General features: G+C 60.2%; 6 protein-coding genes. 1 reads left to right on the top strand and 5 read right to left on the bottom strand.

Translation table 11 applies throughout. From position 1 onward, the window contains the following. Positions 1-77: 77 nt before the first annotated feature. The gene (locus FHD67_RS02845; RefSeq protein WP_139597755.1) at positions 78-374 is read left to right on the top strand and encodes a hypothetical protein; all 297 of its coding nucleotides are present in this window, start codon (positions 78-80) and stop codon (positions 372-374) included. Between the two features lie 24 nt (positions 375-398). Here the strand turns inward: FHD67_RS02845 and FHD67_RS02840 are convergent, their stop codons facing one another. The 5 genes from FHD67_RS02840 to FHD67_RS02820 form a co-directional block, all read right to left on the bottom strand. Next, a complete protein-coding gene (locus tag FHD67_RS02840) occupies positions 399-1,235 on the bottom strand; it encodes a protein NO VEIN domain-containing protein (RefSeq protein WP_139597754.1) in 837 nt (278 codons plus the stop codon). Positions 1,236-2,104: 869 nt separating this feature from the next. Beyond that, on the bottom strand, positions 2,105-5,407 hold the full coding sequence (locus FHD67_RS02835) for a DUF499 domain-containing protein (protein WP_139597753.1): 3,303 nt from the start codon (positions 5,405-5,407) through the stop codon (positions 2,105-2,107). Positions 5,408-5,418: 11 nt separating this feature from the next. Continuing rightward, complete coding sequence (locus FHD67_RS02830; RefSeq protein WP_139597752.1) at positions 5,419-8,208, bottom strand: DUF1156 domain-containing protein; 2,790 nt, start codon at positions 8,206-8,208, stop codon at positions 5,419-5,421. After that, complete coding sequence (locus FHD67_RS02825) at positions 8,205-9,056, bottom strand: hypothetical protein (protein ID WP_139597751.1); 852 nt, start codon at positions 9,054-9,056, stop codon at positions 8,205-8,207. Before FHD67_RS02825 ends, FHD67_RS02830 begins: the two co-directional genes overlap by 4 nt. Then, positions 9,053-12,562 (bottom strand): helicase-related protein, encoded by a 3,510-nt coding sequence (locus tag FHD67_RS02820; RefSeq protein ID WP_139597750.1) that lies wholly within the window; start codon positions 12,560-12,562, stop codon positions 9,053-9,055. The genes FHD67_RS02825 and FHD67_RS02820 overlap by 4 nt, the downstream gene beginning before the upstream one ends. Positions 12,563-12,658: the final 96 nt, after the last annotated feature.

Below are 12,658 nucleotides of genomic sequence, written 5' to 3'. Positions count from 1 at the left end.
ATAACACCCGCACAGAAACTGAAAATGGCTGCGTGAGTTCTACGACCAAACCCCGTTAAAACGGGGAGGATTACCCTGTGACAGAACTGGAAAGAGCAATGCATGCTGCCAATTTCGATGGTGAAATGCCTGCCCTTGATGCCGGAGAGCTTGATCTCTGGATACACGCTCTACAGCGAAATGATGTTTGGTTTCTTTGCGGCCCTGATCGCGCCAGCATGAAGTTCGGGTGTCAGGCAGGTCAAAAAGACAAACTGGTCTCCTTGGAGCAAGCGCTTTCAAGGCTGAATATCGGCGCCGCCAATCTCAAGGCACACTACCAGGAACGCTGGCTTAGTGATGTTAAGGTAAAGTTCACGCTCGGATTGCACTAATTAGCTTCTGATCTTGGTCGCAACTCAACAAAAACTCGCCTGAAAGGACGTCGCGGTCAGCGAGACATGCGCGTCCAGCGGCGGGTGCAGCTCAAACGCTTTCGGCTCGCGCGCGAAGTTCCAGAGCCGGAACAGGGACCATTCCGAACGCCGCTCCTCGGCTACGTCCAGCTCGTTGCGGCTGATGTGGAAAGGGGTGCGTTCCCAGCCATTCGTCGTCTTCACCTCGATCAGGCGCGGACGGCCATCCGGCGCGAAGCTGGCGATATCGTAGCCGGCACCATCGCCATCCTCCTCTGACACCCACCGGACCTTGCGCGCAAGATCATCGCGGCCCGCTGATTTCAGGGCTGCACGTTCATGCGCCAGGACGCGCTCCTCACCGGCCCGGCCGAGGGCGCGGTTTCGTTCGTCTCTCGCCGCGACATCGAATTTGCGGGCGATGTGCAGCATCTGCTCCAGTTCCTGTGGCGGCGGCTGGTTCGACAACGTGGGCGGCGGCCCGATCCAGATCGGCCGCGCCTCCGCGAGGCCAGTCGGCGCTCCTGCACCCGAATGGCGGCCGAGCCAAGCCGGGTTCAGCGCCAGCCAACGCGTCACGGCATCCACCAGCGTCATCTGGAAATTGAAGGCGGGCTTGTAGCCCGGGATCCAGTCCTCACCCAGCCCCTTCATCACGGCGCTGATGTTCTGGTGCTTGAACTCGACCGATCCCTCGGACCGATCATTCAACAACGGTAGAAGCCCGCGCCGGTGCTCGGCCTTTTTGTAGGGGCGGCCAGAGACGTCGTTGGCCAGCATCGCGAAGTAATCCGCAACGATCAGGTCGTTCTCTTGATCTGTCCAAGGCTCGTTCGAGATTGCGCCAGGCTAGGGGCCGAAACTGCGTTTGTCATCAGAGACTTCGCGCAAAACTCCCAAGACATACCAACTACAACGCCGCCCGTGTCGCGTCGCCATCTGCTTTGAGACAAGCCGGGACCAGTGAAACAAGGGCGCAGCGCGACCTCATCAGATTACTGAAATATATGGTGATTTATTACCCGTCTCGCCGAGAGTGAGGGGCGGGTGGAAAGAGACGGTGGGCGTTCGGAGACCGATCTCGCGCGGTTGGGCCGTCTCCGAAGGACGGATGGCTCCTACAAACCCCTTTGGCACATAAAGAAAAAGGCCCCGCGAGGGACCTGTTTTCGGGTTTGCAATGTGCAAGTGGCGGAGCGAGAGGGATTCGTTCAGTCTTTTATATAATTGTTTTGATTGAATATCGTTAGATATGGTGTCTCAAATAGTGAACCAGAAGGTGAACCAAAGTTAGCAGTATGAGCTCTAAATCCTGTCGACCTCCATCGTCTGTGGTTTTCGCCGGCCTTGATCCTGCGGGCCTACTGTTCCGCTGATTTTGTACGCGGATTTCGTCGGTTTTGTTGACCGGCCGTACTTGACGCAAGAAGCCGCCTTCTGGGACAGCTCTCAAGCGATTACTTTTTGAGATATAGAACTGGCTACGGCGACATTTGACCCTGCGGCCTTCAGGTTATGAGGCGGACCAAAAGGAGACCACCGGGCCCATAAATTTCAACCACTTACGCGCCAACTCGTTGATCTCCCTTGATTACCTCGCCGCTCTAAGCCGCAGTCAACGGATGCGATTGCAGCCCAAACCGTGAACGACGTAGGTCGGCCGGTTGACCTATTGTTGACCCGTGATGACCCTCACCTCAACTTCGCCCCTAGCTGATCTTCTTGTCGATGAAGCCCAACGTCGATGCATTCTCTAAAAGCGTCCGAACCTTGCTCCGATCCAGTCCATTCGGCACATCGGCATCGATCTCGAGCTTAAGTGTCACCTCGCTGCCGGGAAGCACGGTAAGCTGTTCGATGATTGCCTCCACAATCTGCCGCATTTCGTGTGCAGGCCGATCTGCCGAGATCATGACGGTCCCCATGAACCGAGTAGGATCGCGTTCAGGCTGCACGACAGCTGCCGTTGGCTTTAGGCCGGTCTGTTCTGCCGCAGCTTTCGCGGGTGTTTGCACCGGTTCCGATGGTGCAGCAGCGGCCGCTGCGGTTTCAAGCGTCTGCTTTTCCGCCACCTCTGGCTTCACGATCACACTGTCAGAGTCTATGACCACCGGGGCGTTCGCGGCATTCTGCAGGACCAAGCCAATGTAGCGGCCGCTCTTTTCGTCCCATCGTTCCGCATAGGCGAATGGACCGGGCACCATAGCGCCGACGGCCGCGCGCACGGCCTTGATCAGGACGTTCCGATCCTTGACCCGCGGCAGGTAGATGTAGCGATTCAGGTATTCCCAGAGATCCCTGAGCGACAGGTGGCCTTTCCCATTCCAAATGTACTTCTGCAGTTCGCGGTCTAGTCGGGCGGGACCAAGCTCCGGCAGCAGGCCCTCGTCGCTGGCCAGCTTCTTGCTGGCACGGGAAAGAAGGCCATCCTGCGCGGGAACCTTGGACGCAATCCACTCGACATCGGCCTGCGCGCCATCCTGCATCGGATACAGGAGGTAGCACCAGGTCTCCTTGAGCCGCGTCTTCACAGTCTCGCTCGCCTCGGCAACCTTTGCCTTGGCAAGCGCGCTGTCTCGCTGCGTCAGGTTCAGCCGATCCGTATCTTTGACGATCCCTGCCCAAGCTAAGGACGAACGCATCGCCTCCTTCAGCCCATCAAGCTGACGCGACTCCGCCGCGAGGAAAACAAGCATATTGCGATAGACCCGCGGCGTGGAACCCCGCTGGAGGAGGATATCTTTGGCCTCGGCCATCGCATCGGAGTTCTCGCGCCCGGTATGCGGATGGGCCACGCCAAGCACAACGGCACGAACGCCACCGGCTTCGTCGGGGACGTCAGCGGAACTGCTGGGCGCGACCTGCACAGTGTCGAAGTGCCCGCGGTCGCCCAAACCGTTGATGTAGGTCGCCAGCGCCTTGTCGATTTCCAGAAGGACCAGCGGCTCTTCGATTTGTCCGGCCCGATCTGCCGCGAGCCGATTGAGGCTGGCTGACATCGAGTACCAGTATCGGCCAAGATCGCCATGCATGAACCTGGCGTTGTTCGCGAGGCGGCGGAGGGCATCGCCGAAGATGGCAGGACGTTCACCGGGCTGAACCACGCCCAGATTGATCTGGCGATCATCGAGGCCTTTGTTGTCTTGCCCATGGGTCGGAGCGGTTCCCATGAAGATCGCCCGCGCGACCCGACGCGTGGCCGAGTAGCGGTTGAGGTTCGGGGCCGACTGGTCGATCCGGTAGGGCGTCGAGTTCGGCCCATCGACATCGCCAGCGATGATCGACTGCCATGACACGTCGAGGTAATGCAGCAACTCCGGTTCGACGCGCGCCGAGCTAATGGACACGCTTCCCGGCATGATCATCACCGAGGGGTCATTGTTCATCCACAACTCGTGGATCACCTGCGCCATCAGACGCAGAACGCCACGGGTGCGCTGGAACTTCTCGAGCGAACCCCAGCTAGTGTAGAGCTGATCGAACAGCTCCGGATGGATCGGATACGCCTTCTCAAGCTTCCGGCGGTAATCCTCGCCCTCGCAGTTCTGCGGGAACTCGTTCGGGCTGTCGCGATACATCTTCGCGAACTGCTTCAGCGTGTTGTCGCGGTGATGGAACTTGTCGCCCGGGATTTCCTTGAACAGCCGCCGTCGGACGATCTCGTAGCTTTCCTCTTGGTCAGCCGGGCGCCAGCCGGTCTCGACCCGGCTGAAAGTCTGCTTCAGACGCGAAAGCGCCTCTTGGCCCCCTTCTCCGCCGACCTCGATCTGCGAAGCGGGCAGCGATGCCACGAGAAGTGTGCCCGGGCTGGCTTTCACCGCCTCGGTCAGCGACTGCACGAACGACAGGTTCGAGTCGAACGACCCCGAGGGCAGTCCCTCAACCTTGTAGATCTGGCGCAGGTAGGCGACCCACTCGTCGATCAGGATAAGGGATGGAGCGCATTGCCGGAACAGTTCCTCCAGCAAGTTCGACCCCGGCGCGATGCCGTTGGCGTCGTTTTCGGCCACCAGCGCATAGCCCGCCTCGCCCCCAAGCTGGAACGCCAGTTCCCCCCAGGTCGTGCGGATCGGCCGCCCGTAATCCTTCTGGCGCTTGGCCGCGTCCGAGGGGCCATAGGACGTGCCCACCAGCACCGCCCGGTTCACCTTGCCCGACACGGTCAGCCCTTCGCGCGACAGAAGCTGGTCGAGCCCCGGCAAATCCTCGACCGGCGTGCCCCCCGCCATGTGGTATAGCGCCAGCATCGAGTGGGTCTTGCCGCCGCCGAAGTTCGTCTGCAACTCGACCACCGGATCGCCGCCGGTGCCCGACAGCCGCTTCGCTGCGCCGATCAGCAGCGTCGACAGGCCCGAGGTCAGATAGGTGCGCGAGAAGAACTCGGTCGGGTTGCGGTACTCCGACGGCGCGCTGCCGTTGTGCACCTTGGCCAGGTCGGCCGCGAACTCTGCCTGCTGGAACTCGCCGGTCGCCACGTCCCGGTGCGGCTCAACCACCTCGCGCCAAGGCAGCAGCCCAGCCACCGTTTCGACCGAGATGTCGGACCGCTGGCTTTTCTTCCGCTCCTCGTTGCGCTGCAATTCGGTGAACTTGGTGCGCAGGATCGTGTCGCGCATCTTGCCCAGCTGGTCGGCCACGTCCGAGGCGCTGATCGCCTCCATCAGCCGCCGCATGCTGTCCAGCGCGCGTTCGGCATCGTCATAAGTAAAGGTCTCGTTGTGCGACAGCTTGTTGCGCACATCGACCAGCTCGTTGACGATCGACCGCTCGGCCCGACCCAGAACGGTCTTGAACGCCTCCATCCAGAAGCGGTCCATCGCGTTCAACAGCGCCGCCTGATCCCAACCCACCTTGCCCTGACTGTTCGGCCGCAAGCCCGAGATCTTCTCCAGAACCTGAACCTGCCAATGCCCCTGCAACGAGGCCTCGAGCCGCCGTTCGACAAAGGGGATCAGCGCTTCGGGCAGCAGTTCCATGCCCTCGAACACATACTGGCGCGTGCTTTTTGCCATGGCTCTACCCCTTAAACCTCAAATCTCATCTGACCGCTGCGGTTCGTCAGCGGAGCGGTGGCGGCTTCGCGGGTCAGGTCGGTCCAGTCCGCGATCAGCGCGTTGTAGGCGGTCGCCTCCTTCGCGTCGCCCCGCTTTTCGCAGATGTTGTAAAGCACATAGGCCAGGTCGCGCACGTCATCCGCCTTGGAGCCGAACTTCTTCAGCATCACCGCCGCCTCATAGCCGATCCCGTATTTCTCGTGCAGGCGCACCAGATGCTGGCAGCATTCCCAGACCGTCAGGTGGCCATCGGCATCCGGCTCCCACTCCGCATCCATCTCGTCGCGCTTCAGGATTCGCACCTTTCCGGCCGCGCTTTCCACGATCCCGGCATGCTTCACGCTTTCAACTGAGATGCCGCGCGCCGTGGCGATGTTGTTCGCCGTGCCGTAATCGCCCGCCTTCAGCCCGTTCTGTTCGAACCAGGTGATGGCAAAGCGGGTGTCGGCGTCGAACTCGCCCTGGATGCCGCCAAGGTATTCGTCGAGCTCGCGGTTGATCAGTTGCAGCGCGGCTTTCACAGTCATCGGGCTGTCGTCGGATTCCAGCACCGCCTTGTAGCGCGAGAAGACACCCATGCCGGGACCGATGGCCGATTGCGGCATGTCGGCCGGGGCGATGTTGGCAGCCTGAAGTTCTCCGATGGCCGGGGGCAGTTCGCGTTTCAGGGCACGGATGAACTCGGCCCGGGTGATGACCTCGGCCGAGGCTTCCTTCTTGCGACAGACGAGGACGACGGAGTTTGCGAGGGCGTTACTCTCCTGCCCCCTCATTCGGTTCGCAAGTTCTGTTCGCATCGGCCACGTACTTACGACTGAATACCCGGCATCTAGAATCCCCTGCAGGAATGTCGCCCAACCAGTTGAGCTAATCCCTTCGTTCGCGACCTCACTTTGTTTGAAAGCATAGTAGATCGCCGCAGGAAAAACATTGGCGGACTGGAGAGCCATGTTCGCGATTGCTCTGCGCATCCCGTCCAGAAAGAAAACTTCGGCTGCGTCCCTCCCGCCTTGCCGGTGGGGAGCAGCAATCAATTCCTCTGCCTTCGGAGTAGCCAATACACTGAATATATCAGGATAGACTGATCGGAGGGCTGGCTTTAGCCAACAAAAGAAAAAGTCTGACAGATCAGCGTAGCCTATATTGTCATAGTAAGGTGGATCAGTAGAAATTACCGCTCCCTCGGGGTAGACAACGGTTTGAGCGTCGTGGTTGATCTCAATACCTTCGCCACTGGGGTGAAATCGCTCAATCACCTTGACGATGCTTCCAAGACTAGTCCGGTAGTCTCCCGCAGCATCGCAAAAAACGTTGTTTTCGCCAAAGTCCCACATCATGGGAATAGCCTGACGACCGAAAAGGTTTCGGACCTGTGTTTTCGACGATTCCCATCTGCAAAGTGAGTTTTGAATGTCGGTCAATCTGCTGACGCCAAACGCCAAATACACACTAACTGCCTCGGCATAGGCTTTTGCGCCTTTGCCACCGTCGCGCAGCAAAGTAGGATCGGCGGAAAGTGTGGCGGATGCGTCGGCCTCAATCTGTGCCCGCGCCTCATGCACAAGATCGCTGAAGGTGTTCAACGCCACTAGCTGCCGATCGGTGAAAAGATCACCGAAGGTCTCCATTCCATAATCTGGAGGAGTGAACGCGCGGCGATCAGGCGAAATCGTCATCTCGGGCCGCCATGAGGGCTTCGCAGCGCAGGCGGCTTCGACCTGTTCGGCGATTGGAGCAACAAAAACCCGCTCTCGCGGACCTTCTGCAACAATTGCGATGAGTTGCTCTCCCAAGCCTTCCTTTGCAGTACGCCGAACGTGTTCCATTGTGATCGCGGTATCCGAGATCAGGCAGCGGAAGTTTGCCCCGCGCCCGGCCTTCGTTCCCTCTTTAGCCGCCTCAAGCTCGGCTTTCGTCCCACCCTGCCGGATACGATAGGTGATCGTCTTGGCCTGCCGGTCAACGATCGGCTCAATCCAGGCCTCTTTCCCGGTCTTGGAGGACAGAAGGAAGCTCGACGCAATTGGCACCTGCACATCCGCAAACGCCGGGTCCGGGCTCGGCACCGTCCGTGCCCAAATCCAGGCGATCACCGTAGCTTTGCCGCCCCCATACTCCTTCGGCAGGTCCACCTGCGGGTAAAGATGCCCGATGCGCTCCCACGCCTTCTCGCGCATCCATTCGCCATAGTATTTCACATCCTCGGCCAGCCCTTCGGCATTGCGGTAGAACGACCGATCCTTGATGCCAGGGTGGATGGGAGGCATGTCCTTGAACTTCGGCGGGATCTCGATCATCGCCTTGCCGATCATCACCGCCACCGGGTTCAGGTCGGACCCATAGGCAGGCAGGCCCAGCCGCTGCGCCTCGAGCGGGATCGACCCGCCGCCCGAGAACGGGTCATAGACCGGCGGCAGCACCCCACCGCAAGACCGCCGGATTTCCGCCCGCGCGCGTTCCAGCACCTCCTCGTTGGTCGAATTCTCCCACTTCACCAAGTCTTCGATGATGGCAAACAGCCGCTGCCGCTCGCGCTCCTGATCCTCATGTGTCGGAAACTGGTCGGGGTGGCTGGAGGGATCATCCACCAGCTGCGCAAACAGCACCGCCCGACAGGCCGCCAACGGCCGCCGCGCCCACCACAGGTGAAGGGTGGAGGGGTGCCCATGCCGGATCGACTTCTCCCGCGCCGAGGCGGCATTGATGGCCTCAAGCGGGATGGCGACTTCGATCAGTTTTTTCTTGTAGGGCGCGGTCATGACTTCTTCTTTGCTTTCTTGGGATCGCGGGGCTGAGCGACCAATAGGTCAACGCCGAGGCCGACGCGAACAAGTTCTCGCATCACCAGTAGGTCTGTCGTGACGGATCTCACCCGATCATCCATAGCGGCAGAACCATCAGCCGCTTGTCTCCGGGTTTCAATGCGATCACGCACTTTCGCCTCGGCATCGCGGAGTTCGGGCGGCAGGAGAGAAAGGACTCCTTGCCGAATTTCCCCGGCGGTGTCCTCAAGAGACCGGTCCACCCGCTTCGTCAAATCTTCATCAATGCCTCGCACGAGGTCATCAAACTTCCGTACCTTCACCTCTCTCGGCTCCGAACAGCGCCAAGCGCTGCGAGCCGCAGCTGAATAGGCAACCGCGTGGTTATCATCGTCTGGGAGTGGTCCTATGCCTAAGGGTGAAAAAAGGGCAGAATGCAAATGCACCTCTGCACGGCCATAGGCCGCGTTGAAATTGGCACAATCTTCAATCATCGGCGAGGCGTAGAGGACCGAGTTTGGGAAACGCGCCTCAAGCCTCATCAGGTGGATGTGTTGATCTGAGAGGTTGCGACGCATCAAAGGCATTCTGAAGAACGGCACTGTCAGTCCAGGAAGGCCCAGAACTGAGATTTCTCGTGCCGTCTCTCGTACCATCAACTCCGGCAATTTGAACTGAAAGAACAGGGGTAATCCGGGCATGTCGATCTTGACGTCATACCCGAGTTGAGCCTCCTGCACGAGATTAGGGAACACTGGCGCCGTGCTCGGGCCCGAGGCGCTCCACCGGATCAGGTTTTCTGTGAAAGCGTATCCATATGAAAATTCTGAGAAATCCAGCTTCATCGCGGCACCTCGGCCCTTTCGAGCAGGCGCTTCAAATTGAACTGGATCGCCGTGTGTTCGAACGAGGGTTCGTGGTCTGACAGCGCCCCGCGAACATACCGCGGTTCGCGAGCAAAGCCACTCTCGATCTGGACAATGGCCAGGATGTATTTCCCGGGCTCGTGCAGCGAGGTGATGATCTCCTGCCGGGTCAGCATCACCGTATCGGAGCCATCGATGCGGCCCTTGACCTCGATGAAGCGCAGATGGCCAGAGCGGGGATCGTAGGAAGCGATGTCGTAGCCGACCTTCTGCGCCGAGACGTCGCTCGGCTCGTTGCCCAGCGCCCGCTCGGCGTTGATGACTGCCTCCATGGCCTTCAATTCGCTGATCCGCCGGGCCTCCGGGTCTTCGGCAAAGGCATTGGGCTTGGCGCCGCTTGCGACGGCCGCCTTCGCCAACAGCAGCCCCTTCGGCACGACGACCATGCCACCCCGCACCCGCGGCGGCTGAGCCGAGATGAAGCGTTCCTTCTCCAGCAGCTCCATCCGGCGTTTCAGACGGTCGGCCAGGTCTTCGGCCCGACGTTCTGCGTTCTGCCAGTTCAAGCGGGTCTTCTTCCCGGCCTTCTCATCCTCACGCAGCTCGGCGGCCCGGTTGTCCCAGAAGTTGATCTCCTTCTTCAGGCGGGCCTTCACCTCCTGCTCGACCTTGGCGACCTCGGGCAGGCGCCGCGCCTTCACCTCGGCCACGTGGCTTTGCGCCAGATCAACCGTTGCGAAGCGGATCGCAGCCTTCTCCAGATCGTTGCGCAGCCAGTCCTCGTGCAGCTTGTCGGAAACCAGCGCGATTTCCTCGGCCGTGGCAGGGCGCAGGTTCAGGTGCGGGGCGATCCCCGCGTTCGCCGCTTTCCCTGTCTTGTCGATCGACGCGAACTGTAGCTTCTCCGAGATGATTTGGGGTTTGCCGGTGCTGGTCGGGCGGCCATCCTGGACGCTGTGTTCCAGCAAGAAGATGGCGGACAATTCCTGGCCGAGGTCGGTTTCATCGACCATGACCGCGCCCTGTTTCATCAGGTGATCGTACTGTTCGCGCACGATGCTGATGACGGCTTCGAGCAGAGGGTGGCCAGGGCAGACGAACGTTGCCACGGGCTGCTGGTTCACCTTGCCCTTCTCGAAGCAGATGCGTTCGTACTTCTTCTGGACTGGCGAGCCGGTCCCGATCTGCCTGTCGCGCTCGCGGATGCTGACGGGGACATGGGTGATCTCCCAACGCCCCTCCTCCCGAGGCTTGATCTGGCCGCCAAGGCGCTTGAACGCCTCGACAAAGAAACTCTGGATGTGGTGCGGTTGCAGGCGCTGGGCCTCGGCACGTTCCATGTCGATGCGGATTTCCTGCACTTTGGCAGCTGGCATCGTGTCGTTGGTCAGCGCCCGGCGCGCGAGAAGATCAAGGAGATGCTTCTGATCGACGGCACCGTCGACGGCCTGGAACAGCCGGGCCTTCACATCAGGCTGCTCGCCATACTGTATCGCTTCGAACAAGAGATCCTTTAGCGCCGTGCCGTCGAACAACTCGCCAAGGACGTCGTAAACCCGCCCGCCCAGCGCCTCTCGCGCGGCCTCGAGTTTTTCCAGAAGCCGAGCGTAGACCTCCCCTTCGCGCGTGTCGGCCGCCACGAGGTTCCAGAGATGGCAGACCTCGGTCTGGCCGATCCGGTGGATACGGCCAAACCGCTGTTCAATCTTGTTCGGGTTCCAGGGGAGGTCGTAGTTCACCATCAGGTGGCCACGCTGAAGGTTCACGCCTTCACCAGCCGCGTCGTTCGCGATGAGCACCAGCATGTCCCGGTCCTGCATGAACCGCTCGACGATCTTCCGCCGATCCTCGCGGGACACGCCGCCATGGATCACCTCGACCGCATCGGCGCGGCCAAGGCGCGACCTCACGCGATCATGCAGGTAGTAGAGGGTGTCTTTCGGCTCGGTAAAGATGATTAGCTTTCGGCGGTTGCCCTGCGAGTCAACCATCAACTCATCATCGAGGATACGGTTCAGCTGCGACCACTTGGTGTCCTGGCCAGAGCTGAGAACGCCCAGCGCCATTCGTTCGAGGCCTTGCAGCGTTTCGACCTCAAGGGCGAGCTGATCGACGGTTTCCGCGGTCGTCGCGGTCGTGGAAATCCGATCTTCGATATCGTCGATCTCGTCCTGACCGAGTTCCTCGAGGTTCTGCAGGGCATCATCCGGCACGTCAGGGGCATCGAAACCGGACCTCTTGCCGCGGACCATCAGCCGCGCCTCGGCCAGTTCTGCCTCCAGCCGTTCGCGCCGCCTTTTCAGCGACTGGTAGATCGCGGCCGGTGAAGAGGCGAGGCGACGCTGAAGGATTTGAAGGGCAAAGCCGACGTTGTTCCGTTTCCTGCCATCCTCAGCCGCAAAACGCTGGACCCGGTTCATCTCGTTGCGAACGTACTCGGTCACAGCAGCGTAAAGCGCAGCCTCTTCGGGCGACAACTCGTACTTGACCGTATAGGCACGGCGCTCGGGGAAGAGCGGGCGGCCATCAAAGCGCAGCAGTTCCTCTTTAGTAAGGCGCCGCATCATGTCGGCAGTGTCGGCGTAGTGAACGCCGTCGCGGAACCGGCCCTCGAACCGGTCACCATCCAGCAGCGCCATGAACAGCTGGAAGTCCTGCTCATGCCCATTGTGCGGGGTTGCCGACATCAGGAGCAGGTGACGGCAGGCTTCGCCGAGTTTCTGACCGACACGATACCGCTTGGTGTATTTCGCCTCACCGCCGAAGTAGGTCGCGGACATGCGGTGAGCTTCGTCACAGATAATCAGATCCCACTCAGCCGCCTGCGCGAGCTTGTCCTGCAGTTCCTCATTACGGGCGAGAACATCAAGCCGAGCGATCAGTCGATTGCGGTCGCTGAACGGATTCCCAGAGCGAGAATTCTCGATCATGTCGCGGGTTAGGATGTCAAATTCCAGGCCGAACTTTTCCCCAAGTTCGTCTTGCCACTGTTCGACCAGACTACCCGGCGCAACGACAAGGCAGCGCTCAAGATCGCTGCGGGCGATCAGTTCCTTGATCAGGAGACCCGCCATGATGGTCTTTCCTGCACCCGGATCGTCGGCGAGAAGAAACCGCAACGGCTGGCGCGGGAGCATTTCGCCGTAGACCGCAGAAATCTGGTGCGGAAGCGGATCAACCAGGCTGGTGTGGATCGCAAGGTAGGGATCGAAGTAATGCGCCAGCTTGATCCGATTTGCCTCCGTGACAAGGCGCAGCATTTCGCCGTCAGCATCAAATGACCAGGCCCGCCCGCGAGCCTCGATTTGAATCCGAGCTTGATCATCGCGATAGAGGGTTGTCTCGGAAACGCCCGCTCCCGGCACACGATAGATTAAGTTTATGGCTTGATCGCCAATCCATTCAACGGAAACAACCTCTACCGGCTGACCGGGAACAACGCCGCGCAATTGAGCGCCATTCTTGATGTCCTCCAGGGCGGCCATTTTCTCTCCACTTCACGCACGATCAGGTCAGATCGATTTCAAGAACCGCCATACACGGGCCAGATTACCAAAATGCTTGAAAAACCATTGCATTCG

It is taken from the genome of Paracoccus haeundaensis, from assembly GCF_006239215.1.
Taxonomy (GTDB): domain Bacteria; phylum Pseudomonadota; class Alphaproteobacteria; order Rhodobacterales; family Rhodobacteraceae; genus Paracoccus; species Paracoccus marcusii.
This window is presented reverse-complemented; position numbering and strand designations above follow the sequence as displayed.

Bases quoted from the DNA above. Each gene is read 5' to 3' on its own strand.
- FHD67_RS02820 (WP_139597750.1), bottom strand. From the start codon at position 12,562: ATGGCCGCCCTGGAGGACATCAAGAATGGCGCTCAATTGCGCGGCGTT.
- FHD67_RS02830 (WP_139597752.1), bottom strand. From the start codon at position 8,208: ATGACCGCGCCCTACAAGAAAAAACTGATCGAAGTCGCCATCCCGCTT.
- FHD67_RS02835 (WP_139597753.1), bottom strand. From the start codon at position 5,407: ATGGCAAAAAGCACGCGCCAGTATGTGTTCGAGGGCATGGAACTGCTG.
- FHD67_RS02825 (WP_139597751.1), bottom strand. From the start codon at position 9,056: ATGAAGCTGGATTTCTCAGAATTTTCATATGGATACGCTTTCACAGAA.